General features: G+C 40.6%; 28 protein-coding genes. 13 read left to right on the forward strand and 15 right to left on the reverse strand.

From position 1 onward, the window contains the following. The first annotated feature begins 114 nt into the window (after positions 1 to 114). The 3 genes from C2M30_RS20895 to C2M30_RS20905 all read left to right on the forward strand — a co-directional run bounded on the left by C2M30_RS20895 (position 115) and on the right by C2M30_RS20905 (position 5,912). Positions 115 to 348 carry a hypothetical protein gene (locus tag C2M30_RS20895; RefSeq protein ID WP_010561556.1) on the forward strand — a complete coding sequence of 78 codons (234 nt, stop codon included), beginning with the start codon at positions 115 to 117 and terminating at the stop codon, positions 346 to 348. A gap of 420 nt (positions 349 to 768) precedes the next feature. After that, positions 769 to 3,936, forward strand: a complete 3,168-nt coding sequence (locus C2M30_RS20900; RefSeq protein WP_010561557.1) for a TonB-dependent receptor domain-containing protein — start codon at positions 769 to 771, stop codon at positions 3,934 to 3,936. 62 nt (positions 3,937 to 3,998) lie between these two features. Then, on the forward strand, positions 3,999 to 5,912 hold the full coding sequence (locus C2M30_RS20905) for an alpha/beta hydrolase family protein (RefSeq protein ID WP_010561558.1): 1,914 nt from the start codon (positions 3,999 to 4,001) through the stop codon (positions 5,910 to 5,912). Between the two features lie 73 nt (positions 5,913 to 5,985). Here C2M30_RS20905 and C2M30_RS20910 read toward each other — a convergent pair whose 3' ends face one another. Both C2M30_RS20910 and C2M30_RS20915 read right to left on the reverse strand, forming a co-directional pair. Then, complete coding sequence (locus tag C2M30_RS20910) at positions 5,986 to 6,453, reverse strand: hypothetical protein (RefSeq protein ID WP_010561559.1); 468 nt, start codon at positions 6,451 to 6,453, stop codon at positions 5,986 to 5,988. 267 nt (positions 6,454 to 6,720) lie between these two features. Further along, positions 6,721 to 7,365, reverse strand: a complete 645-nt coding sequence (locus C2M30_RS20915) for a DUF2959 domain-containing protein (protein WP_010561560.1) — start codon at positions 7,363 to 7,365, stop codon at positions 6,721 to 6,723. Positions 7,366 to 7,441: 76 nt separating this feature from the next. On the opposite strand from C2M30_RS20915, the gene C2M30_RS20920 reads away from it, so the two are divergent. Together C2M30_RS20920 and dtd are read left to right on the forward strand one after the other, a co-directional pair. Then, positions 7,442 to 8,335, forward strand: a complete 894-nt coding sequence (locus tag C2M30_RS20920) for a virulence factor BrkB family protein (RefSeq protein ID WP_051320887.1) — start codon at positions 7,442 to 7,444, stop codon at positions 8,333 to 8,335. 1 nt (position 8,336) lies between these two features. Next, positions 8,337 to 8,774 (forward strand): D-aminoacyl-tRNA deacylase, encoded by a 438-nt coding sequence (dtd, locus tag C2M30_RS20925; RefSeq protein ID WP_105173194.1) that lies wholly within the window; start codon positions 8,337 to 8,339, stop codon positions 8,772 to 8,774. On the opposite strand, the gene C2M30_RS20930 is transcribed toward dtd, so the two are convergent. Next, a complete protein-coding gene (locus C2M30_RS20930) occupies positions 8,763 to 9,428 on the reverse strand; it encodes a spermidine synthase (RefSeq protein WP_105173195.1) in 666 nt (221 codons plus the stop codon). The two genes, dtd and C2M30_RS20930, sit on opposite strands and share 12 nt — an antisense overlap. Before the next feature lie 125 nt (positions 9,429 to 9,553). On the opposite strand from C2M30_RS20930, the gene C2M30_RS20935 reads away from it, so the two are divergent. Further along, positions 9,554 to 10,453: a bifunctional GNAT family N-acetyltransferase/hotdog fold thioesterase gene (locus tag C2M30_RS20935; protein ID WP_010561564.1), complete on the forward strand. Its 900-nt coding sequence runs from the start codon at positions 9,554 to 9,556 to the stop codon at positions 10,451 to 10,453. A 31-nt stretch (positions 10,454 to 10,484) separates the two neighbouring features. Here the strand turns inward: C2M30_RS20935 and mgtE are convergent, their stop codons facing one another. From mgtE to C2M30_RS20995, 12 genes are all read right to left on the reverse strand, one after another. Beyond that, complete coding sequence (mgtE, locus tag C2M30_RS20940; protein WP_010561565.1) at positions 10,485 to 11,846, reverse strand: magnesium transporter; 1,362 nt, start codon at positions 11,844 to 11,846, stop codon at positions 10,485 to 10,487. Positions 11,847 to 11,969: 123 nt separating this feature from the next. Then, entirely contained in the window at positions 11,970 to 12,242 is a 273-nt protein-coding gene (locus tag C2M30_RS20945; protein WP_010561566.1) for an HPr family phosphocarrier protein, read from the reverse strand. Positions 12,243 to 12,257: 15 nt separating this feature from the next. Continuing rightward, on the reverse strand, positions 12,258 to 13,106 hold the full coding sequence (gene rapZ, locus C2M30_RS20950; protein WP_010561567.1) for an RNase adapter RapZ: 849 nt from the start codon (positions 13,104 to 13,106) through the stop codon (positions 12,258 to 12,260). Positions 13,107 to 13,121: 15 nt separating this feature from the next. After that, positions 13,122 to 13,577 carry a PTS IIA-like nitrogen regulatory protein PtsN gene (ptsN, locus tag C2M30_RS20955; protein ID WP_010561568.1) on the reverse strand — a complete coding sequence of 152 codons (456 nt, stop codon included), beginning with the start codon at positions 13,575 to 13,577 and terminating at the stop codon, positions 13,122 to 13,124. A gap of 1 nt (position 13,578) precedes the next feature. Then, a complete protein-coding gene (gene hpf, locus C2M30_RS20960; protein WP_010561569.1) occupies positions 13,579 to 13,866 on the reverse strand; it encodes a ribosome hibernation promoting factor in 288 nt (95 codons plus the stop codon). A 22-nt stretch (positions 13,867 to 13,888) separates the two neighbouring features. Beyond that, positions 13,889 to 15,385, reverse strand: a complete 1,497-nt coding sequence (locus C2M30_RS20965) for an RNA polymerase factor sigma-54 (RefSeq protein WP_100914281.1) — start codon at positions 15,383 to 15,385, stop codon at positions 13,889 to 13,891. Between the two features lie 78 nt (positions 15,386 to 15,463). Next, complete coding sequence (gene lptB / locus C2M30_RS20970) at positions 15,464 to 16,189, reverse strand: LPS export ABC transporter ATP-binding protein (protein ID WP_010561571.1); 726 nt, start codon at positions 16,187 to 16,189, stop codon at positions 15,464 to 15,466. Next, complete coding sequence (gene lptA, locus C2M30_RS20975) at positions 16,186 to 16,704, reverse strand: lipopolysaccharide transport periplasmic protein LptA (RefSeq protein ID WP_234004811.1); 519 nt, start codon at positions 16,702 to 16,704, stop codon at positions 16,186 to 16,188. Before lptA ends, lptB begins: the two co-directional genes overlap by 4 nt. A 1-nt stretch (position 16,705) precedes the next feature. Further along, positions 16,706 to 17,257, reverse strand: coding sequence for an LPS export ABC transporter periplasmic protein LptC (gene lptC / locus C2M30_RS20980; protein ID WP_105173197.1), 552 nt, complete (start codon positions 17,255 to 17,257; stop codon positions 16,706 to 16,708). Next, positions 17,257 to 17,829 (reverse strand): 3-deoxy-manno-octulosonate-8-phosphatase KdsC, encoded by a 573-nt coding sequence (kdsC, locus tag C2M30_RS20985; protein WP_105173198.1) that lies wholly within the window; start codon positions 17,827 to 17,829, stop codon positions 17,257 to 17,259. The genes lptC and kdsC overlap by 1 nt, the downstream gene beginning before the upstream one ends. Beyond that, a complete protein-coding gene (locus C2M30_RS20990) occupies positions 17,798 to 18,787 on the reverse strand; it encodes a KpsF/GutQ family sugar-phosphate isomerase (protein WP_105173199.1) in 990 nt (329 codons plus the stop codon). Before C2M30_RS20990 ends, kdsC begins: the two co-directional genes overlap by 32 nt. Positions 18,788 to 18,796: 9 nt before the next feature. Further along, positions 18,797 to 19,780: a calcium/sodium antiporter gene (locus C2M30_RS20995; RefSeq protein ID WP_105173200.1), complete on the reverse strand. Its 984-nt coding sequence runs from the start codon at positions 19,778 to 19,780 to the stop codon at positions 18,797 to 18,799. A gap of 162 nt (positions 19,781 to 19,942) precedes the next feature. Here C2M30_RS20995 and mlaF point away from each other — a divergent pair, with 162 nt between their 5' ends. Genes mlaF through murA form a run of 7 tightly spaced genes read left to right on the forward strand, consistent with a single transcriptional unit; the run spans position 19,943 to position 24,547 of the window. Continuing rightward, positions 19,943 to 20,752, forward strand: a complete 810-nt coding sequence (gene mlaF / locus C2M30_RS21000) for a phospholipid ABC transporter ATP-binding protein MlaF (RefSeq protein WP_105173201.1) — start codon at positions 19,943 to 19,945, stop codon at positions 20,750 to 20,752. Then, on the forward strand, positions 20,745 to 21,524 hold the full coding sequence (mlaE, locus tag C2M30_RS21005) for a lipid asymmetry maintenance ABC transporter permease subunit MlaE (protein ID WP_010561578.1): 780 nt from the start codon (positions 20,745 to 20,747) through the stop codon (positions 21,522 to 21,524). The genes mlaF and mlaE overlap by 8 nt, the downstream gene beginning before the upstream one ends. Before the next feature lie 10 nt (positions 21,525 to 21,534). Next, entirely contained in the window at positions 21,535 to 22,050 is a 516-nt protein-coding gene (mlaD, locus tag C2M30_RS21010) for an outer membrane lipid asymmetry maintenance protein MlaD (RefSeq protein WP_100914276.1), read from the forward strand. Between the two features lie 20 nt (positions 22,051 to 22,070). Then, complete coding sequence (locus C2M30_RS21015) at positions 22,071 to 22,730, forward strand: MlaC/ttg2D family ABC transporter substrate-binding protein (protein WP_054978165.1); 660 nt, start codon at positions 22,071 to 22,073, stop codon at positions 22,728 to 22,730. A 3-nt stretch (positions 22,731 to 22,733) separates the two neighbouring features. After that, the gene (locus C2M30_RS21020; protein WP_054978164.1) at positions 22,734 to 23,018 is read left to right on the forward strand and encodes an STAS domain-containing protein; all 285 of its coding nucleotides are present in this window, start codon (positions 22,734 to 22,736) and stop codon (positions 23,016 to 23,018) included. Positions 23,019 to 23,023: 5 nt separating this feature from the next. Then, positions 23,024 to 23,278, forward strand: coding sequence for a BolA family protein (locus C2M30_RS21025; RefSeq protein ID WP_010561582.1), 255 nt, complete (start codon positions 23,024 to 23,026; stop codon positions 23,276 to 23,278). Positions 23,279 to 23,287: 9 nt separating this feature from the next. Continuing rightward, the gene (gene murA / locus C2M30_RS21030) at positions 23,288 to 24,547 is read left to right on the forward strand and encodes a UDP-N-acetylglucosamine 1-carboxyvinyltransferase (RefSeq protein ID WP_100914274.1); all 1,260 of its coding nucleotides are present in this window, start codon (positions 23,288 to 23,290) and stop codon (positions 24,545 to 24,547) included. Positions 24,548 to 24,766 lie beyond the last annotated feature (219 nt).

Genomic DNA, 24,766 nt, shown 5'->3' on the forward strand with positions numbered 1-24,766 from the left:
TAATGAATTGTTAGCAAGATACGAAATTAAGCTAACACACTGAAAGTTATATTAATATATATTTGGCATAGAGTTTGATTTAAATTAAATAAATTGGAAATTTGAGAGGTTTATATGGCAGAACAAGGATCAGCAGGCAATGTAATCGCTGCTATTTGTAACGTGTTTTTCCCAGGTCTTGGGCAGTTGGTACAAGGGCGCATTGGCGCGGCACTGATATTTGCGATTGTAGTATTTGGTGGCTACGCTTTATGGTTTTTTGTCGTTCCAGCAATCATTGGCGGTATTTTCCACTTGTGGGCAATAATTGATGCGGCTAAGTTTCGTAAAGTTGAAATATATCGTTGATGTTAATTAAAGTTTAAATTTTTGCATTTTAGTAAGGTGACGTTTTAGTTACCTTGCTAAAATTACGTTTTTCCTACTCTAAACTATCGATCTTAACCTTTAACACGCCCAGGTCCTCCTCTTGTAACATCAACAATTTCAGATGTAGTGTAAATGATTGTAAACAATTAAATTGTGTGTAAATTAAATTTTACTATCGATATTTTTGTAGTTTATTGTTTTTTCTGTGTTTTTCTGTGTTTTTCTGTGTTTTCCTTTTTGGCTTAGCTTAGATGTAAATAATGTTATTTGTCGAATAGTACTCATGTTTTGTAATTTTTATGTTAAAACTGTGTTGTTCGGATTACATTTTTAAACAAAGAGAAACATTTGTGTAATTTGTGACAATTAACATTTAGAAAACTTCAGGGAAATCTCATTTTGAAAAAATTAAACTTATTAGCACTTAGCGTTAAGTCTGCGCTATTTGCAGGTGCAATAACCAGCTTTGCAGGTGTTGCCGCAGAAGAAGAAAAAAATAATGCGGAAGACGAGGAAATTGAAAAGGTTGTAGTGACTGGCTCTCGAATTCGTAAAGCTGAATTTTCGAACGCATCACCAATTCAAGTCATTAGCGGCGACCTTTCTCGAGAGATGGGCTTATTCGAAGCTGGTGAAATGCTTCAATCAACCAACCAAGCAGCTGGTGTTCAGATTGATAACACGTTTGGTGGTTATGTATTAGATAACGGACCAGGAGCGGCGACAATTGGTTTCCGTGGTTTAGGTGCTGAGCGTACACTTGTTGTCATTAATGGTCGTCGTATGGCTCCTGCAGGGGTTGGAGGCGCGCCTACTTCACCAGATCTCAATTTGATTCCAGGCGTAATGATTGATCGTGTTGAGAATTTATTTGATGGCGCTTCAACGGTTTATGGTTCTGACGCAGTAGCTGGCGTAGCGAACGTAGTATTAAAGTCAGATATTGAAGGTTTTGAAGTTCAAGGTTCTTATCAAGCGCCGCAAAGTGGTGGCGGTGAACAATCAAATCTTTCTGTTATGTGGGGTGACACTTACGACAATGGTTTCATTACTGTTGGTCTAGAATACGCTGATTCAAAAGCACAATCATACTCAGAAACTGCTTTTGCAAAAGGTTGTGAAGAGCGTATTTTTGAATCTGAAGAAGGTGATATCATTACACGATTTAGCGGTATTGGTCCTACAGCTGGTGGTGAAGATACCTGTGATATTTTTCCGCTAACAAACCGTGTTTTCGTTCCAGCTTTCTGGGGTAGTCTATATGTAACTCCTGGATATACTAACACAGGCATTCCAAATTTAAGTGAAACGACAGTTCCTTCACAATATGCTGGTTTATTCCCTGAGTGGGTTTTAGCAGACTTCAATGGCGATGGTATTATTGACGACCTTGACGGCGCTATTGTAGACGGTAATGGAGATGGTTTGCGTGATGTTGACTTCCAAGATCCATTATATGCATTCCAGCAGTCTGATTATTATAAGAGTGGTGATTACCGCAGCCGCAATGAACGTCTTTCATTCATGGTAAATGGTGAGCATAACTTTGCCGATGACAATGATACAACTTTTTATTACGAAGGTTTGTATGCGCAACGTAACTCTCCAGTATTCAGTCCTGGTGCTCAGTTATTTGAAACTGTTCCGGCTTCAAACCCATATAATCCATGTGGTGTAAATGGTGAGGTAGATTGTTTTGGTGTACTAGGCTTTGGTGATGCTGGTCCATTAGATGTTGATCCTATTATTAATATTCGTGGTGACCGTGATCGTTTTGAAGTTGATGTTGCCCAATACCGATTAGTAACAGGTGTTACAGGTAATTTACCAGGCCTAGAGTCGATTAACTTAAATAATTGGTATTATGATGCATATGTTTCTTACAGTGCATCAAAAGGTACTGATGTCCGTAATGGTTTTAACGAACAACGACTACTACATTCATTGAACACGTCTGTTCTAAATGCTGATGGTACTGTAACGTGTGGTGATGGCACTGATGGCTGTGTTCCAGTTAACCTGTTTGCGGATAATATTTATCAACCAGGTGGTGGTACGTTGACAGACGCAGAATACAATTATCTGTTCGATCAACGTAAAATTGAAACGAAAGTTAATCAATTAGTTGTTAATGGATTCTTAGGTGGCGATCTGTATACTTTGCCTTGGAACAATGAAACAGTATCAGGTATTTTTGGTGCTGAATATCGTCGTGACGAGATTGAATCAGATCCTAACGCAGTAGCTGCACAAGGCTTGCTATGGGGTTATTTCTCAGACCAAGGTGCGGATGGCTCTCGTAGTCTTCGTGAAGTATTTACTGAAATTGACCTACCACTTGTTAAAGGTGTAACAGGTGTTGAAGAGTTTACATTGACTGTATCTGGTCGTATTTCTGACGAAAGCTACTATGACCCAGAAAGTACATACTCTGTAAAAGCTGTTTATCGTCCAGTTGAATGGATTACGCTTCGTGGTACTCAAGGTACATCATTCCGCGCACCTAACTTACGTGAGCGTTTCTTAAACGGTACTTCAGGCTTCTTGACTGTGAGTGACCCGTGTGTTGTTCCAAGTGATGCTCGTATCTCAGATCCAATCAACCCAGATGCAATTCCAACATATGATGCAGCTAATGACCCGCGTGATGATGTAACTCTAGCTCGTTGTGTTTCTGATGGTTTAGATCCAACTTCATTAGGTTTGGATCCTACCTTCACTGAATCAACAAGTACTGAAGTTATCAGCGGTGGTACAACAGAGTTGAGCCCTGAAACGTCACTAGCTAAGACATATGGCTTTGTTATTGAGCAGCCATTTATTGAAGACGTAGATATAACGCTTTCTGTAACTCGATTCGATATTGAAGTAACTAATAGTATTGCTGAACCATCAGCTTTCTATAGCATTAACCAATGTTATGGTGCAGATGGTAATGCAGCTTTCTGTAGCCGTATTAGTCGTGATGAAGGCGGTCAAATTAGTCTAGTTGACCAATCATTCATCAACGTAGGTTTATTAACGTCTCAAGGTTATGACTATAATATTTACTATAATCAAGATTTTGTTATTTCAGAACAAAACTTGGGTGTAACAGTTGACCTTCAAGCAACCAAGATGACTGAAGCCCTGTACGATGTGTTAGGTGTTGTCGATGATAATGTGGGTGAACCAGATTATCCTGAATGGCGTGGTACAGCTCGTCTAATGCTTTCTTATGACGACTTCCGCTTTAACTGGATGGCTCGTTACATCTCAGGTGGTAAAGAAGACGATTTAGGAGAGTTTGAGGAAGATACAACCGGTTGTACAGGCTTGTTTAATAGCGCTGGTGAGCGCCTTAAATGTCGCCCTGTAGGCTTTACTGAAGACTATTGGAAGCATGATGTATCAGTTTCATGGTCTTCTGATGAATATCTAATCTCTGCGGGTGTTCGTAATGTATTTAATGAAGCTCCACCTAAAGTTGATCCAAGTGGTTCATTCTCTAATACTAACGTACCTCTAGGTGTTGGTTATGACATGTATGGCCGCATGCCTTATATCAACTTCTCAGTTAACTTCTAATTGAGCGTTGTAACTTAGCAAATGGCCTCTGATGAGGCCATTTTTAATTGAGGTCTATGATAATGACAAAAATAATATTGGCCCTTGGAGTGCTTGCTGCAAGCTTGGCTTATCCAACTAATTCATTAGCTAGTGAATTAGCTAACTCATCGAATGTTACGCTTGAGGCATTTACAATGATGCCAATGATACGAAGTGTTTCTGTATCTCCAGATGGTAAAAAAGTAGCGATTCTCAGAGCGACAACTAAAAATGGCGATTATGTAATTGAAATAAGAGATCCATTTAATTTAAAGAAAGAGCCAGTAGTTTTAGGGGCCAGCAAGATGATGGTATCGAGTGTTGGCTTTCTTAATAATGAAAAAATAGGCGTTAGCTTTCGCCAAATACTAGAAGATGGAAACTCTAAACGTTGGGTTAATGAATTTGCAATTACGGACGCTGATGGTAAAGGCAAGTGGGTTATTCCCTCAAATAACAAACGTTTAGGTTTCTTTCAAATATTTGATCTGTTACCTAAAGAAGATAACACTGTTCTGGCATTGACTGATGTAAACGATAATCGTATCCCTGATGTAGTTAGATATAATCTTGATAACGGTAGTTTCAAAACAGTTATGCGAGGTAACACTGAAATAACTGGTGGGTTTGTTGCTGATGCGGACGGTGATATTCGTGCAGCTAGAGGATTTGATAGGGCTACAAACTCCATAGAGTTGTTTGCGCGTAGGAAAGGGAGCACTAATTGGAAAAAGATAAAAACAATTTCTCCAAAAAGTCGTGAAAGCTATGATTTTTTAGGTTTTTCAAAGGAATCACCTAACGACATGTATATCAGCGCAAATTTAGGGCAAGATAAAACCGGTATTTATACATTTAATATTGAAACTGGAGAAATATCGGAACGCTTATTTGGGCTGAAATCTGTTGATGCTGGCAGTATTATACAAAATAAATGGGGTTCTTTGCTCGGTTATTCATACACAACAAACTGGCCTAAGCGATATTTTACAGATCCTAATGAAGATGCTTTATACCAAAGCTTAGAGGGTTTATTTCCGAGGAAGTTTGTCAATATTACTAGTCGTTCTAATAGTGATGATGTGTTAGTCGTTCAGACAAGTTCTAATAAAGATCCTGGTACTTTTTACATAATTACTAATAAACAAAAGTTAGATAAAATTGGCGGGCGTTTACCTTTACTTACTGAGGATAAATTAGCCGACGTAAAATACATTAGCTATAGCGCTCGTGATGGTAGAAAAATACGCGCTTATGTGACAACGCCAAATACAAAAGGACCTCATCCTGCAATTGTGCTACCGCATGGTGGTCCGTGGGTACGTGACACGATCATCTTTGATGAATGGGCGCAGCTTTTAGCGGCGAATGGTTATGTTGTAATTCAGCCTAACTACCGTGGTTCTACGGGCTATGGCTTGGAACATTGGGTTGCAGGGGATAATAATTGGGGTCTTAAGATGCAAGATGACCTTGATGACGCCGCAATGTATTTGGTCGAAAAAGGCTATACCACAATAGATAAATTGGCAATGTTTGGTTGGAGTTATGGTGGTTATGCTGCATTTGCTGCATCAATGCGAGAAAAGAATATTTATCAATGTACTGTAGCCGGTGCTGGTGTGAGTGATTTAAGTAGAATCAATGCTACACTGAATGAAGATGAGTTCCTTAGCGAACTTCAACAACCAACTATCACAGGTATTTCTCCTATAGATAAAGTTGAGAAAGTGAATATTCCAATTATGGTGATCCACGGTGATATTGATGAGAGAGTACCTGTTGTTCATAGTCGAAAATTTGTGACTGAACTAGAGAAGTTAAACAAAGTTCATAAGTATGTTGAACTAGAAGATGCCGACCATTTTTATGATACTTTGTTTCATGATCATAAAAACGAGTTCTATAGCAACTTAATTAACTGGTTAGATAATGATTGCGGATTAAAGAACTAAGTTTAGCGTGGCTGTCAATAATCAGTTACACAAGTTAAGTGCACTTTTAAATGAAGTGCACTTTCAGCTAGCATTAATTTTGTTGTAAATTACTTTTGTGAGTAATTTTACCGCTCTCATCTGAAATGAAGAGATGCGTTGCTTTGGGTAACAAAATATCATTTTCTAGTCGGAGACTTCTTGAGTACAGCATGGTTACTCGATCACTATTTATTACACCTTCTTGATATTCACAAGATTTATAATCTTTTTTCCGAGAACCTAACTTTACGTAACCAGTACAGAAAACAATAACTGGGGCTGGTGTGTCTTTGGTGTTTTTGAGTAAGTTACTTAAAACATAGGGGTTTGAACCGTCCCAAACTAATATGTAGTTTTGTTGTCCTTTAAATTTTTCATAACTAATTTCTTTATGTTCAAATGTTTTACCAAGGTCCTGTGGTAATGTTGAACCAATATCTAATCGCTCAGCAAACGTGGGTGCAGAGAATAAGATTGCACCTATCAACAGGTTTGTAATTATTTTTAAATGCTTTGCCATAACTAATGTCCTTTTATGAATTTTTGTACAATAAGTTCGTGAGCAATCAATACAAATATTTAACATCACGGTATTCGCTATAAAATAATATATGGAAGTGGTTAAAGGGAATATTATATGAGAAATGGCGTAAAAAGCTGATGAATGGTAATTATTGGGAGTAACAGCGGTTTCTTATGTAGGCATCTAAGTTTTATTATGCAACTATAGCTTTAAATTGGGAAAAGGTTGAGCAAGCAAACTCGCACAACCTGAACTAAATAATCTTTACTTATTCATCTGTGCTATAAACTTATTTGAATCTGCAATGGATTTATTCATTTCGCTCATAAGTGTTTTAATATCGCGTTTTAATGTAGAAAACTCACCTTTTATTGCGGCAATTGCTTGCGCATTAAGGTTATGTTTTAGGTATAAAACGTTGTCGTTTAACGCGGTTAAAACCGGTTCCATTTTGCTTTCAGAGCGACGCATTGAACGTAATAGTTGCTCAAACTGGCGCTTAGTCGCGGAAAGTTTCTTTTGACTATCGCGTTTTAGTTTAGCGTTTGAATACTGTTCTAATTCTTCTTCCCACTCATCAAACAGTGCTTCGGCTACGTCTTCAACGGCATTAATTTTACTCGATACATCTTCGGCAGATTTTTTACTCGCCAAATAATCATCGTTAAGTTGGTCGTAAACTTTTTGTAGCTCACCACCATCAAAATTAATTAATGTTGTTAAGCGCTCATAGGCTGATTGGAATTCTTCTTGAGAATCTTGTTGCGACTCTTTTGCTTCTTCTACACGGTCAATCAGAATGTCGCGCTTGTGAACACCTACGCTTTCCATTGCAGAGTAATAAGCTGTTTGACAGCCAGAAAGGGTTAATAAGCTTGTGGTTGCGACAGCGAGCAGTAATTTTTTCATAGTGTGTTCAATTCTCTTTATGCTTTCCATTATCTTGTTATTATATGGCAATATTTTTTTATTAGTAGCGCTTACGATGCAGAATAAAGTCGATTACTCCCAGATGTTTCAGCAATTTGGTAAAGCAATACGCTACGCCGCCTTTTGGTTTAAGGGGTATGGCAAACGTTGCTTAGATGACCAAATTACCGTTAATGCTGGTTATTTAGCCTATGTAACCTTGTTGTCATTGGTACCAATGCTCGCTGTGGTCTTTGCTATTTTTTCTGCGTTTCCTGTGTTTCAGGACTTTAGAGCGGTTATCGAAAATTTTATTTTTAATAACTTTGTGCCAACGTCTTCAGAAACCATTAAAGAGCACATAGGTGCGTTTACTGGTAATGCGAGTCAAATGACAGCAATGGGTATTGGTTTTTTAATCGTTGTAGCGCTGTTTTTGATTCGTAATGTAGATGCAACGCTCAATCGTATTTGGCGCACGCAGAAGAAGCGCCCAGTTGTGATTTCGTTTGCGGTTTATTGGATGGTATTAACGCTTGGCCCGGTTTTATTGGGTGCAAGTTTAGGTATGACATCGTACCTTGTCAGCTTGGCAGCGTATGCCGATGAGGGGATCCCTGGTTTTAGCGGCTTTTTACTTGGGTTGCTACCTTACGTGATTTCTACCGCGGGTTTTATGCTGATTTATACCGTAGTACCTAATATCCGAGTACCTATTAAAGCCTCTTTGCCAGGCGCGATGTTTGCCGCACTGTTATTTGAGCTCAGTAAAAAAGGGTTTGCAGCTTATGTAAGTAACTTCCCATCATATGAAGTGATTTATGGGGCACTTGCGACCATTCCTATTTTGTTTGTTTGGGTGTATCTGTCATGGATTGTTGTGTTATTAGGTGCTGAATTCACAGTATCACTACAACAGAGTTTCGGCGAGAGAAAGAAGCCGTTAATCGTTGAGCAAGAGGAAGAATAATATGCAAGGGTTAATTCAACGGGTGAGTGAAGCCAAAGTGGTCGTTGATGGGAAGGTTGTTGGTGAAATTGGTCAAGGTATTTTACTGCTGCTAGGGGTAGAAAAAGGTGATGACCAGCAAAAAGCAGATAAGCTATTGCACAAAGTATCTGGCTACCGCATTTTCTCTGATAGTGAAGGGAAAATGAATTTGAGCCTAAAAGATATCGGCGGTGATTTGTTAGTTGTTTCGCAATTTACACTAGCAGCCGATACTAAAAAAGGAATGCGTCCTAGCTTTTCGTCTGCAGCTGTTCCAGCGCTCGGTGTAGAGTTATACGAATATTTTGTAAGCCAAGCTAAGCAAAGATTAACAACCGTGCAAACAGGTCAATTTGGTGCCGATATGAAAGTGCACCTAGTGAACGATGGACCCGTGACGTTTCGTTTAGAAGTGTAAGTGCACTATTTTGTTGTTGTAGTCCTTAATCGCGTAAATTGTCACATCCGCTTTAAATACGCTCGTCAGTACAGTGCGCAACGAATTTAACTGTTGCGCGCTTTCACATATAAAATTAATAAATAAGTGCCGATTAGCGTCATCAACAAACAGCGACTTCACTCGTTGATAAAACTCGCGTTGAAACAGAAAAATAGGGCAGTCTTGCTTACTAAATAAATCAAGCACAATCCAATTATACGAGTTGGAAAAATGATAAGTTGTAATATCACCGGCAATGAGATTTGATTGTGGCAGTGACGCAAAATACTGCGTATATAACTCGATAATATCTTGGCTTTTCTCAATAGTAGTAATGTTGCAATGCGGGTAACTTGCATTGAGATAATTGCGAATTGCACCGCCACCTAATCCTACTTCTAATATATTGTTGGGCTCAGGTAAGGTTTGCCATAAGCTGGCTAATTGTTGCAAATGTGGCAGTAAAAACTGCTGAGGTTGTGTTAAATCGCTAACTGACTGTAATGTGTTGTCTATTAATAGCCACCTAACATCTTCAAGCTGCCTAACAGTGCATGTGCCTATTGGCGTTTTTCTTAAGCAAACTAGGGTGCCAAGCATGTTTGCGTTATTTACAAAATCAATAGATACCACATTAAGCCCTTGTAAACGCGTTCAATATTAAGCTTAGGCTAATACCAAAGTGTTTACCATCGAGTGATTTTATATTGTGCATTTTTAGGTTAATCTGTTGCCAATTAAAATTATAAGGAGTCGCTATGTTACAAGTTACGACACCCCAAAGTAGTCAAGATTGGCAGGATTATTATCAACTTAGATGGCAGGTGCTACGCGCCCCTTGGCAGCAGCCTCGAGGTTCTGAACAAGACGAGTTCGAGCAAGAAGCGGAACATCGTTTTATTAAAAATGAACAAGGCCAAGTGCTAGGCGTTGCACGTTTGCATTGGAATACCGGTGAACAAGCGCAAGTGCGTTATATGGCGGTGAATAAAGATCATCGCGGTCATCACCTTGGCAGCCGTTTATTACATGAGTTAGAGAAGCTTGCATGGCAGCAAGGCGCTAAAGAATTACTTTTGTTTGCTCGTGATAGAGCGGTCGATTTTTATAAGCGCCACGGTTATGTGGTTGTTGAAAAAGCGCACTTGATGTACGGCGATATTCAACATTGGAAAATGGTTAAAGTATGCCCGTCATGTCCTGGCTGGTTCCGTCGCCCTGAATGGACTAAGGTGCTGCAAAATACGTGGCGTGAGGATATTCCAATCAGCGATGCTATGGGCATTAAGGTTGAGAGTTATACCGATTGGCAATTTACTACGAGCGCTGAATTTAGTGCTAATCAAAACCTTCACGGTACAATGTTTGCCGGTTCTATTTATAGTCTTGCTACTTTAACAGGTTGGGGAGCAACTTATTTACATTTGAAAGAGATCGGAAGCGACGCTGCAATTGTGCTATCTGATGCAAGCATTAAATATCTCAAACCGCTAAAACAAGATCCTATCGGCAATGTTGATTTACACAAGTGCTCAGGTGATCTTTCTAGCTTAGAGCAAGGTGAAAAAGCAGTTTACACAGTGCCAGTGCAAATTTTTGACGGTGAGCAACTGGTTGCTGAATTTGTCGGTGAGTACACCTTGTTGCCAAAGAAGTAGAACTAAGGTGATATAAGCGTAATAGCTTATATCACGGTAACAGGAAGTAGGTTGCAGTGCCAAGGAAGGCAAAAATACCTACTACATCTGTAACTGTTGTTAGAATTACCCCGCCAGCGAGTGCTGGGTCGATATCTAATTTCTTTAAAATAAGTGGAATTGTTACCCCGGCACAACCGGCGGCAAATAAATTCATAAACATCGCAAAGGCAATCACTAAACCGAGCGTGAAGTCCCATTGCCAAAGCGCTACTACCGAGGCAATTAACACCGCCCAAATCACGCCATTGAGCATACCAATCGCTATTTCTTTACCAATTAACCAACGCTGGTTGGCATCGTTAATGTGGCCCACAGCCATACCGCGAATAACTAAGGTGAGTGTTTGGCTACCGGCAATGCCCCCCATTGAAGGCACAATGCCGTTAAGCACAGCTAAAATCGGTAATATACCTAAGGTTGATTCAAAAAAACCTGCCACAAATGCAGCAAGGATTGCAGTAATTAAATTTACACCAAGCCACACCGAGCGGCGCTTAGTACTTTTTACAACGGGAGCGAAGGTATCTTCTTCGTCATCAAGACCCGCCATACTCATCATGCTGTGTTCGGCTTCTTCACGAATTACATCAACAATGTCATCGATGGTAATACGGCCAAGTAATTGGCTGTCTTCGTCGACAACAGGGGCTGAAATCCAGTTATGACGTTCGAATAATTGCGCAACTTCTGACTCACCCATACTAACAGGGATTGCTTCAGATTCATTATCCATCACTTCACGTACAGTGAGTAACGGACTTTTTGTCAATAATGTCGCAAGCTGAATATCACCCAAAAACTTATTTTCTTTATCGACAACGTAAAGTTCATCGGTGCCTTCAGGCAATTCGCCTTTTAAGCGTAAATAACGCAAAACGACGTCAAGCGTGACATCAGGGCGAATCGTGATGGTATCGGTACTCATTAGAGCACCCGCGGTTTCTTCCTCGTAAGATAAAACAAATGTCGCGCGCTCTTGATCTGTTTTATCCATTGAGCCCAATACTTCTTGGTATACGGTATCGGGTAAGCTACGTAACACTTCTGCAAGGTCATCATCATCCATTTCTTCCGTTGCAGCGGCAATTAGCGCAGGATCCATTTGCGCGATAATGCCGTTACGCACATCTTCAGAAAGCTCTTCTAAGGTTTCACCTTGCAGATCCGGGTCAACCAATTGCCATAAAACAGTACGGCTTTTATGCGGTGAAGACTCCAACAATAAAGCAATATCACACGGTGGCATATGCGCTAACATGCGTCGAACATGCACAAACATGCCGCTACTTAGGGCTTTTGTAACCTCATGTAGTTGTGTTTGTGAGTAGTCTTGTTCTAGTGCTTCTGGCATGTTCACCCTATTATTTATTGAAGGTTGGAGTGAATGATTGCAACTCTTTGATTTATTAGAGTTAACTTACGTCTAACTTATTGTAGCATTATTGCAGAAAAATGTTTTAACTAAGTTAGCTGTTTATTCGTCTTCGTTAAACTTAGCTTGAATTAAATCGCCTATGGCAAGTAACGCTTGATCTTGGTCAGGACCCTCACAACGCACTAATACCTCTTTACCTTGCGAGCTTTCTAACAGCATTAAACCCAATACACTATCAGCTTCAGCCGTTTTACCGCCTTGGGATAAACTAATTTTCGCATCAAATGCCATTGCGAGCTTTGCTAGTTGGGTTGCAGCGCGAGCATGTAGCCCTAACTTGTTTTCGATTAAAAATCGTTTTTCAACTGACATAATAGTCGCTTATGCTTATTTGTTTACTTGCTCACGATGGTGGGCTTTTACGTTTTTATGGTGTTTGGCGAAGCTATCAGCCAGTGTTTGCGCTAAATAAACTGAACGATGCTGGCCGCCAGTACAGCCAATTGCAACGGTTAAATAGCTACGGTTATTACGCTCTAAATGCGGTAACCAAGTTTCAATAAAGGTTTGCACTTGCCATGCAAATTTATGAACCACAGGCTGGCTAGAAAGGAAGTCGATTACCGGTTGGTCTAACCCTGTTAACGGCTTAAGTGCTGGTTCCCAATGTGGGTTTGGTAAAAAGCGGGCGTCAAAAACATAGTCAGCATGTTTTGGAATACCGTGTTTATAACCGAATGACTCAAACGTGATAATTAACTGATTTGATTTTTTACCGAGTACTTTCTCTCGTATGCTATCGGCAAGTTGGTGAACACTTAAGCCTGTTGTATCAATAAAGATATCCGCTTGTGAGGCGATAGGATCGAGCAGCTTTTTCTCAGCTTCAATGGCTTCTTCAAGGGAGATATTATTCAGTGATAACGGATGCAAGCGGCGCGTCTCTGAAAAGCGCTTAATTAGCGTGCTGTCATCGCTATCAAGGTAAAATAAGGTTGGTGTTGCAAAACCAGGTAAATAGTCGAGTACTTCTTCTATTTCCTCTGGCTCTTTAGTCATATTGCGAGCATCAACACTCACTGCAATTTTGTCGTATTTATCTGAAACTGAGCGGATCAACGAAGGCAATAAATTAACAGGAATATTGTCAACAACATAATACCCGAGATCTTCCAATACTCTGAGTGCGACTGTTTTTCCTGAACCAGAACGACCACTGACTAAAATAAGTTGCACTTACATCTCCCTTAGTTAACTCGCCTCACTACTAATGATTTGATATAGCTGATGATTATTTTCAGCGTGACGTAGTTGACGGCAAAACTGCTTATCTTTTAGTTTATCAGCGATGGTGGCTAAAGTCTGCAAATGTTGCTGGCACTTTTGTTCTGGTATGAGCAGTACGATAAAAATATCAACGTCTTTATCGTCAATGGCATCAAACGGAATAGGTGACTGATTTACAATTAAAAAGCCAATGGTATTTTGTAGGCCATCAATGCGGCCATGAGGAATGGCGAGGCCTTTACCAATACCCGTGCTACCTAGCTTTTCGCGTTGCAGTAAGGCTTCAAGAAACTCTTGAGAAGTAATATCAGGGGCTTGCTGATGGGCAAGGTCGCTAATAAATTCAAACAGTCTTTTTTTGCTATTAAAAAGGACCGCGGTTTTAGCGCAGTCCTCAGCAATAATATCGGTTAATTTCATTTTAGTGGCGAGAAAGTTTCTCTTTGTGCTTAATTACTTGGCGGTCTAGTTTGTCGACCAGGCCATCGATTGCTGCATACATATCTTGATGCTCGGTAGAGGCAAACAATTCGCCACCGTTAACATGCATAGTAGCTTCTGCTTTTTGTGATAGTTTTTCAATATCTAGAATAACGTGCACGTTATTTATATGATCAAAATGCCTCTCTAGTTTTGCAAATTTGTTAGTGACATAGTCTCTTAAAGAATCAGTAATTTCTACGTGACGACCTGTTAAGTTTAATTGCATAAGCATTTTCCTTCTATTTGGTCTAGATCAGGCTCTTGCGCTGATTAGACGGTGGTATGGATAGCGACTCACGGTATTTTGCGATAGTGCGTCGCGCCACTTTAATTCCTTGTTCCGCTAGTAAGTCGGTAATCTTGCTATCACTTAATGGTTTAGCAGGATTTTCCGCCGCAACTAGCTTTTTGATCAGTGCTCGAATCGCGGTGGATGAACACTCACCCCCATTTTCCGTGCTAACGTGGCTTGAAAAAAAGTATTTAAGCTCATAAATGCCACGTGGTGTATGCATGTATTTTTGCGTTGTTACACGCGAGATAGTCGACTCATGCATCTCGACCATTTCGGCAACGTCGTTTAAAACCATAGGTTTCATTGCTTCGTCACCATATTCAAAGAATGCCTGTTGTTGTTCAACAATGCAATTGGCTACTTTTAATAAAGTATCATTGCGACTTTCTAAGCTTTTAATAAACCATTTTGCTTCTTGCAAATGGTTGCGAATAAACTGGCTGTCAGTGCTTGATTTCATCGAGCGAGTAAGCGCAGCGTATTGTTCATTCACGCGGATCTTTGGCATGCTATCGTTGTTTAAATCAACGCGCCAGCGTCCTTTAATTTTCTTTACTGAAACATCGGGAACCACGTATTCAGGTTCTTCTTTTATGATGCTTTCAGCTGGTTTTGGATTAAGGCTATGTATTAATGTTAAGACTTCTTTTAACTCAGGCTCCTTGAGTTTAGCCTTCTTCATTATTGTACGATAATCACGTAATCCTAAAAGTTCCATATGGTTTGAGATTACGCTCTTTGTTTCGTTTAGCCAAGGGGTATTTTTGTCGTACTGATTGAGCTGGATCAATAAACATTCTTGTAACGAACGCGCAGCAATACCAACAGGATCAAAGAGTTGAACGCGTTTAAGTACAGCTTCAACTTCGTCTAGTTCAATTTGTTCTTGGTCGTCAGATTGCTGTACCGCTTCTAAAATTTCTTCGCTACTTTGTGTTAAATAACCTGAATCGTCTACCGCTTCAACAATAGTGGTTGCGATCATCTCGTCGGTGTCGCTGAACGGCGTTAAGCGTAATTGCCACATTAAGTAATCTTGCAATGATTCGCTGGTTGAGCCTTGATACACAGTATCGTTGTCAGGAGCTGGGGCGTTACTGACAGAAACCGGTGCGGCGCTGATATAATCGTCCCACGACACATCCATAGCTAAATCTTCAGAAATATTCTCGTTGCTAAGTGCGTCGCTTGATTCAATTTCACTTTGGCTTGGCGCTGCTTCAATATCATCGCCGTTTAATGATTCGTCTTTGTTTGACTCAGTGTTTTCGTTGTTTTGTTTATCGTCACTGTAGTCAATGTCTTCTTCAAGTAAAGGATTGGCATCAAGCGCTTCTTGAATTTCTTGCTGCAAATCTAACGTACTCAACTGCAACAAGCGAATAGCCTGTTGCAATTGTGGAGTCATTGTTAGTTGCTGCCCAAGGCGAAGCTGTAAAGATTGCTTCATGTAGTTATTCTAATCCTTCTTTCGATTTCAAGCCGCTAGTTAACAATTCAATTCCAAATTTAAGGCCTATAACTATTACTATAGTCTGAATTGTTCACCTAGGTATACATCGCGTACTTTTTGGTTGTTTAAAACGTCTTCAGCCGTGCCAGATGCGATTAATTCGCCGTGAGAAACAATGTAGGCTTTTTCACATACATCTAAGGTTTCACGCACGTTGTGGTCTGTTATTAACACGCCAATGCCGCGATTTTTCAAATGCTCAATTATTTTCTTTATATCTATCACTGAAATAGGATCAACACCAGCAAAAGGTTCATCTAACAGGATAAATTTGGGGTTTGCGGCTAATGCGCGCGCAATTTCGACACGACGACGTTCACCACCCGACAATGCCATACCCTGTGAATCTCGGATATGGCCAATGTTAAATTCTTCTAATAAATCATCGAGCGCTTCTTCGCGTTGCACACGATTAAGTTCTTTGCGTGTTTCTAGAATCGCCATGATGTTTTGATACACAGTGAGCTTTCTAAAAATCGACGATTCTTGCGGTAAATAGCCTATGCCTAAACGGGCGCGACTATGCATTGGTTGCAGTGTAATGTCATTATCGTCAATACGAATAACGCCATTGTCGCTCGGTACTAAACCAACAATCATGTAAAACGTCGTAGTTTTACCGGCACCGTTAGGACCAAGCAAACCAACAATACTGCCAGCCTTTACTTCTAAACCAACATTTTTTACCACTTGGCGTGATTTGTAACTTTTAGCCAGCTTTTCGGCAATTAATGTGCTCATTGTTCGCCTTGTTCATTTTGCGTATTGATGATGGTTTTTACTTGGTTAGTTGAGTTTTCAGCTTTTTTAGACGTCACTGTTTCAGCAGCGCGATCATAGATGATGGTATCTGCTGACATCATGTCGCCATTTTGTTGAAATTTGGCGCCACCAGACATTGTAAATAATGATTTAGCCACATCGTAAGTGACTTTTTTAGCACTTGCGACAATGATTGACCCATCTTCTTGTTCAGCAATAAATTTTACCGGGTCACCACTGGCAATAAGTAATTGCTGGTTATCTCCTAACTCAGCTCGTTTATGTGCCTCAAGGTAATCGGCGGTGATGGTCATATTGCCATGCTTAATTTGCACATTATGGCGAAAAATACCGACATTTTCTTTTAAGCGAGCAGCTTGCTCATCGGCGTCAATCTCAAGTGGGTGCTTAAGTTTGATCTGCTCAGCGATAGCGTGTCCACTTGTGATACACAAAGTGAAGGCTAGTCCAGCGATTGACAGTAATTTCGTCATGTTATTGGTCATAATAAGTGGTCTTTGTATGGTTTATTAACTTAATAACTTGCTCTTCTAAATTAGCATTGAGGCCTTGTCCTTTAATTTCAAGTCCCGGACCTGTCATTTTTACTTCGGATTGAGAAGTCATTAGTTTGCTATTAATTAAATATTCTACGCTTGCCGCTTCAATTATATTGAGCATGATATTTGGCGTTAGACTTTTGGCAATAACGTTTTGTTCCAAAATGAGCTTTTCGTTATTGTAGAGCGTGGCCTCATCGGCTGTGAGTTGCCACACACCTTGTTCTGAAAAAATAGTAAATTGCGGTTTTTCAAAGTGGGTAAAACCTAAATCTTGATACATCGACATTTTTCGCGCCATCACTTTATGGCTAACAGTACCAGATTTATTAAAGTTGGTTTGTTTTAAGTCGGTTGCAATGTAATCAGGAATACTGGCAACGTTTTCAACAATCGGCTTTGGTTCTTTAGGTGTAAAGAAGTAAGGCAACCAAAGCCAAACCATAGCAATGGTGAAAAGTATAGTAAGTGCAATACGCGCCGACATTAGCTGCTACTGCCTGCATGGCTGAGTGTTTTGTCTTGGCTCAGCATAATTAAATCGGTCAGTTCTCTTACAGCTCCAAAACCGCCTACCATGGTAGTTTTATAATCAGCGATGCGTTTTACCAGAGGGTGAGCATCATTGGTTGCTACGGCAAAGCCAACTAATTCCATTACGGGTAAATCAGGGCTATCGTCGCCAATATAAGCAATGTTTTCGTCATCAAGTGATAGCGCGTGTTTTAAGTTATTAAAAGCGACTATTTTATCTTCTTGCCCTTGATAGATATGCTGAACAGTAAGGCTTTTCATGCGGTTTTCCACAATCTTTGAGTTACGCCCAGTAATCACCGCAACCTGTACGCCACTATTGATAAGCGACTTAATACCAAAACCATCTTTAGTGTGAAATGCTTTAAGTTCTTCGCCATCATTACCAAGGTAAATGCGACCATCAGAAAATACGCCATCGATATCGCAAATTAACAGTTTAATTTTGCTTGCTTTTGCAAATACGTCAGCACTGGTTTGTGCATATAATTCGTTAAAAAGCTGTTGTGATGCAGTTAAACTCATAAAACACCTGCCTTAGTAAATCCTGCATATTAAGTGCGCCAATTGGCTGTTGTTGCTGGTCAACTACAAGCAAGCCGTTTATTTTCTTTTGTTCCATTATGTTTAAGGCTTCAGCAGCAAGCATCGATTCATTTGCTGTTGTGCACTGTTTAGTCATCACTTCTGAAATAGCTGTAGCGTGAATATCAATGCGTTGTTCTAAAATCCGGCGCAGGTCACCATCGGTAAAAATACCTGAAAGTAATCCGTTATTGTCGACAACCGCTGTCATACCAAGCCCTTTGGCTGTCATTTCTAACAGAGCGTTTTTAACCGTTGTGTTTTCAGCGACCACAGGTAATGCTTCGCCTTGATGCATAATGTCTTTAAGCATTAACAATAGGCGCTTACCTAAACTGCCGCCAGGGTGTGATAAAGCAAAATCATCGGCGGTAAAGCCTTTTTCTTCAAGCAATGCAACAGCAATCGCATCGCCCATCACCAAGGTTGCTGTAGTACTTGCTGTAGGTGCTAGTCCTAAAGGGCAGGCTTCTTCTGAAATAGCGATACAAATATGCACATTAGATTGTTGTGCAAGAGTTGAGTGTTGTTTGCCACTCATGCCTACGATTTTTGCACCAATGCGCTTGATTACGGGGATCAGGTTAATCACTTCTGCGGTTTCACCTGAATTAGAGATCATCAATAGCACATCATCTTGTGTGATCATGCCTAAGTCGCCGTGACTTGCTTCGCCTGGGTGGACAAAAAAAGCGGGTGTGCCAGTGCTTGCTAGCGTTGCTGCTATTTTATTACCTATATGACCCGATTTTCCCATACCAATGACAATAACACGGCCTTTGCAGTCATACATCAACTGACACGCATTGCTAAAGTCATCGTTAATATATTGAGCGAGTTGCTCAATGGCATTTTTTTCGATTTCTAAAACGCGTTTACCGCGAGCAATAAAGTTCATGACTTTGCCTTAAGCGCTTACTGTTGAGAAAATAAGGTATTGGTATCCTAAAAAGGTAGCTAACAACAAACCACCTTCAACACGATTAATACGGCGTGAACCGCGAATACTCAAACTCATCGCAATAAGGGCTGCTGTTGCACCTAACATAATTAAGATATCGCGACTTGATACTGCAGGATCAACGCTCGATGGATTAATAATGCCTGCAAGCGACAATACCGCTAACAGGTTAAAGATATTTGAGCCAATAATGTTGCCTAGTGCTAAGTCGTCTTCATTTTTAAGTACGCCAGCAACACAGGCCGCAAGTTCAGGTAAGCTGGTACCAATTGCAATAATAGTTAAGCCAATCACCAAATCGCTAATACCAAATAGTTTGGCAATGTCGGTTGCTGATTCAATAATAAAATGTGAACTGATAGGTAAAATCGCCATGCCGATAACTAACCACATAAGCGCAATCGGTGTGCGCACATTGTCAGGCACTTCGTCGCAGGCTTCGTCAACGAAGGGATCGTGTTCGGCATTGGCTGCTTTGCTTTGTTTTACCGAGATAATGGTTACTGCTGCAATAAAAATGAAGAAACTCACCATCAGTGCAACGCCTTCACCGAATGCTAAATAGTTGTCCGATAAAATGTACCAAGCACCAAGGGATACTAGCATTACTACTGGCATTTCACGTTTTAGTGTACTCGATGACACACTCAGCGGGCGCAACAGTGCAGTAATACCTAGTACTAGCAGAATATTAGTAATATTTGAACCAACCGCGTTACCGACAGCAGTGTCTGTTTGTTTTGCTAGCGCCGCTTGCGCCGATACCATCATCTCTGGTGCCGATGAGCCCATCGCGACAATTGTTAAACCAATAATTAATGTTGGAATACCATAGTTCTTTGCCAGTGCAGCCGCACCAAAAACAAAGCGATCCGCACTCCAAACTAAGCCGACAAATCCTGCAATTAAAATAGCAATTGATAACAACATTATTGAATAAAAACCTAAATTTAGATAACACCAAATAATATCAAATCTGGATTTAAAACACAGCTTTTGTAAGTGTTATTACAAATATTTACTTTTTCATAGGTTTCACAACATTTTTAAAACGCTTAGAATACAGTGCGCAATTAATTCTAGGAGAGCGACTTGTCGCAAAGTTTAGTTGAAATAAAGGACGTTACCTTTTCTCGTGGCGATAGAGTGATTTATCAAAACATGAGCTTTAGCGTTCCTACAGGAAAAATCACCGCGATAATGGGACCAAGTGGTATTGGTAAAACAACCATGTTGCGTTTGATTGGTGGTCAGCTGAAACCCGATTCAGGCGACATTTTGTTTTCAGGTGAATGCATTCCGAAAATGTCACGCAGCGAGTTATACCAAGCGCGTGAACGTATGAGTATGTTATTTCAAAGCGGCGCTCTATTCACTGATATGAGCGTGTTTGACAATATTGCTTTTCCACTTCGTGAACATACTAAACTGTCAGAAGATGTTATCCGCATTATCGTATTAATGAAATTAGAAGCGGTTGGGTTACGTGGCGCGCGTGATTTAATGCCGTCAGAGCTTTCAGGTGGTATGGCAAGGCGTGCGGCACTGGCTCGGGCAATTGCACTCGACCCTGAATTAATCATGTACGATGAACCTTTTGCGGGCCAAGATCCAATCTCAATGGGCGTGTTAGTTAAGTTAATCAAATCATTAAATCAAACACTTAACATCACTTCTTTGGTGGTAACGCACGATGTGACAGAGGTGATGAGTATTGCGGATCATGTCGTGATTTTAGCGGATAAAGGAGTGATTGGCGAAGGTTCACCTGAACAGGTCGCTCAGTCAAAATCGCCGTTAGTTCAACAGTTTTTACAAGGGCTATCTGATGGTCCTGTGCCATTCCACTTTGATGCTGCGCCATACGAACAAGATTTATTAATGGGAAGCGAACGTGGTTAATACTATTCAAACAATCGGCCGCAATACACTAGACACACTAGCAGGCATAGGCCGTGCGCTAATTATGTTGTTAGGCGCTATTTTTAGTGTGCCAAATTTCAAAAAGGGCACACCATTATTGATAAAGCAACTTTATATGGTTGGCTTTTTATCACTGATTATTATTTTAGTTTCAGGCCTTTTTATCGGCATGGTATTGGCGTTACAAGGCTACACAGTATTGGTGGATTACGGTGCTGAAGACAGTCTTGGCCCATTGGTTGCGCTGAGCTTATTGCGAGAGTTAGGCCCAGTAGTTACGGCTTTGTTATTTGCTGGTCGTGCAGGCAGTGCATTAACTGCCGAAATTGGTTTAATGAAAGCAACAGAACAGTTAACTAGTTTAGAAATGATGGCTGTAGATCCCCTAAAGCGTGTGATTGCGCCACGTTTTTGGGCTGGCATGATTAGTATGCCGTTACTTGCGATGATTTTCTCGGCGGTAGCGATTCTTGGTGCACATATTGTTGGTGTTGATTGGCTTGGTGTGGATTCAGGTAGTTTTTGGTCAATTATGCAGGCACAAGTATCGTTTGAAAAAGACATTTTAAATGGCGCAATTAAAGCTGTGGTATTTGCTTTTGTTGTGACTTGGATTGCACTTTATAAAGGCTACGATTGTGTACCAACTTCTGAAGGTATTAGTAAAGCAACAACAGAAACCGTAGTGCAGTCATCACTGGCAGTTTTGGGATTAGATTTTGTGCTAACAGCAATTATGTTTGGCGCGTAAAGGGTAAAAAATGAATTCGAAGAAAATTGAAATATTAGTAGGCTTTTTCGTTAGTTTAGGTATAGCAGCAATTGTGATGCTGGCACTTAAAGTAGCGAATGCGGGCATGAGTGGAAATGGCGATACTTACAGCCTTTTTGCAAAATTCGACAATATAGGTTCGCTTAAAGTGCGCTCACCAATCAAGGTAGGTGGTGTTGTAGTGGGTCGCGTTGAAGCAATTAATTTAGACCCTACGGACTATGTTCCTGTTGTGCACATGAAAATTGCGACAGAATACAGCAATTTTACCGAAACTACGTCGGTCAATATATTAACTTCAGGCATTCTTGGTGAGCAGTATTTAGGTATTAACCCTGGTGTGATTGCGCACAAAGATATGAATGGCGAGGATGAACTAAGTGAAATGTTTGGCCTCGAAGAAGTAAAGGTTTTAAAAGATGGTGACTTTATTACTGATACGAAATCAGCTCTGGTATTGGAAGAGCTTATAGGTCAGTTTTTGTTTAACCAAAGTAACGATTAATTAGGATTGTAATAGTTAAGATGATGAAATATTTATTTGCGATTTTACTGGTATTGGCATCGAGCGTATCAGTTGCTAAAGAAGTGGACGAAAGTAACCCGTATTTAATGGTGAGAACGGTTGCAGAGAATACCTTTGCTCGTATCACTCAAGATAAAGCGATTATTGAACAAGATAAAAACCATTTAAAAGTAGTGGTTGAGCAAGAACTACTTCCTTATATCGATTATCGTTATGCGGCGCAGCGTGTGCTTGGTAGCTATATTTCTAAAGTGCGTAATATTAAAGATAAAGAACAGCAAAAGGCGGAAATTGAAAACCTTAAACGCTTTATTGATGTATTTCGCGAATATTTAATTACGTCTTATGCGGGTATTTTTACGCAATATCGTGGTCAAGAGGTAGAATTTGCACCAGCTCAAGACTTTTCAGACGATAAGTTAGTGCTTGTTAAAACTAAAATTGTTGAATCAGGTAAGCCAGATATCAACATCGACTTTAAAGTACGCAAAACTAAATCAGGCGAATGGAAAGGTTTCGATATGTTACCTGAAGGCATTAGCTTATTAGATGCTAAGCAATCAGAGTTTCACGGTATTCTGCGTACAGAAGGTCTTGGTTACGTAATTGATATGCTAGATAAAAAGAGCAAGTTGCCAGTGCAATTTGCTGGTGAATAAGTAATGTCTTTACTTACGTTAAAAGCGGTTGATGATACAACTTATGTATTGAGTGGCGAGCTTAATCGCTACTCAGTACCGAGTGTTAAACTACCCAAAGTTCCAACTCAATCAACCCTAACGCTCGACTTGAGCGAGGTTGCGAAAGTTGACACTGCCGGCCTTGCTTGGCTCATCTATAATTTCTCACAATTGCAACGGAACAATATAAGCCTTAAACTTGTCCACTTACCTGAGCAACTCAAAAAGCTAATGCAATTGGGTCACGTAGAGAATTTATTTGAGTAGAGTTAATGGATCCTAAACAAGTCGAAGATATTTTATCGCAAGCATTATCGCTTGATTTTATTAAAGTAAAAGCCGAAGGCAGTCATTATGAATTGATTGTTGTAGGTGAGTGTTTTGCTGGCGCGTCGCGCGTTAAACAGCAGCAAATGGTTTATGCGCCATTAATGGAAAAGATTTCTGACGGCACAATGCATGCCGTATCAATTAAAGCCTACACGCCAGAGCAATGGGAACGTGATCGCAAATTGATGATGCTATAGGTGGCATAAATGGATCAATTTGTTATTCAAGGCGGCAGCACTATTGCCGGAGAAGTGACTATTTCAGGCGCTAAAAACGCCGCACTTCCAATTTTATTTGCAGCAATCCTCGCTAACGGCAAAAGCCGTTTTACCAATGTACCGCGTTTGCGCGACATTAATACTACTGAAGCACTACTATCAACATTAGGCGCTAAAGTTGAGTGGCAGCAAGATGATTTAATCGTTGATGGCGCGACTATAGATAAAGTGCTTGCGCCATACGAGCTTGTAAAGCAGATGCGCGCATCTGTGTTAGCTTTAGGGCCATTGTTAGCACGTTTTGGTGAGGCGCAGGTGTCGTTACCAGGCGGTTGTGCTATTGGTGCTCGTCCAGTTGATCTTCATATTTCAGGCCTTGAAAAAATGGGCGCGGAGATCACGGTAGAAGGCGGTTACATTAATGCCAAAGTAAATGGTCGCTTGAAAGGCGCACATATCTTTATGGATGTGGTGAGCGTAGGTGCGACCGAAAACTTACTAATGGCGGCAACCTTAGCTGACGGTGTCACTGTATTAGAAAACGCAGCACGCGAACCGGAAATCACCGACTTAGCTAAGTACCTAAGTGCTATGGGTGCGAAGATTTCAGGTGCTGGTTCGGATCGTATTGAAGTAACCGGTGTAGAGTCGCTAACAGGTTGTCAGCATCGTATTTTGCCAGATCGCATCGAAACGGGTACTTACTTAGTTGCAGCGGCAATGGCGAAAGGCGAAGTGCTATGTCATGGCACTGACCACTTTAGTTTAGAACCGGTTATTGAAAAGCTACGTGATGCTAACGCACACATTGAGCTTGCGGATAACAGTATTTACCTTGATATGCGTGGTCGCATGCCAAAAGCGGTTAATATTAAAACCTCTCCGCACCCGGGCTTTCCAACCGATATGCAAGCACAATTTACAGCGTTAAATGTGGTTGCTGAAGGTAGTGCAACGATTACCGAAACGATTTTCGAAAACCGTTTTATGCATGTGCCAGAGCTAAAGCGTATGGGAGCGAATATTCGCTTAGAAGGCAATACCGCCATTTGTGAGCACACTGAGCAACTTAGTGGTGCACAGGTAATGGCTACAGACCTTCGTGCTTCTGCGAGTTTGATTCTGACAGGTGCGATTGCACAAGGTGAAACCGTGGTAGACCGCATTTACCATGTTGACCGAGGTTATCAGCGCATTGAAGATAAACTAGGTGGTTTAGGTGTTAAAATTAAGCGTCGCAAAGCTTAGGGTCTGTTGATCTTTGCTGTTCTATTTTTGTTCTGTTTGAGCGTGCTTTTATCGCGGCGCTCGATGTGTGGCCTAGTAATCTAAGCGAATATCGAGCAACAATGAGAAAAGTGCGCTCAAAAAGAACCCTTCGGCAGCGCTTGATTGGCTTTTCTACTGTGTTATCGGCTGGCTCACATAGAATAACTATGCCACGCAGCCTCTGCCTTGTATAAAACC

Source organism: Pseudoalteromonas sp. T1lg24 (assembly GCF_002964745.1).
In the GTDB taxonomy this organism is placed as follows: domain Bacteria; phylum Pseudomonadota; class Gammaproteobacteria; order Enterobacterales; family Alteromonadaceae; genus Pseudoalteromonas; species Pseudoalteromonas spongiae.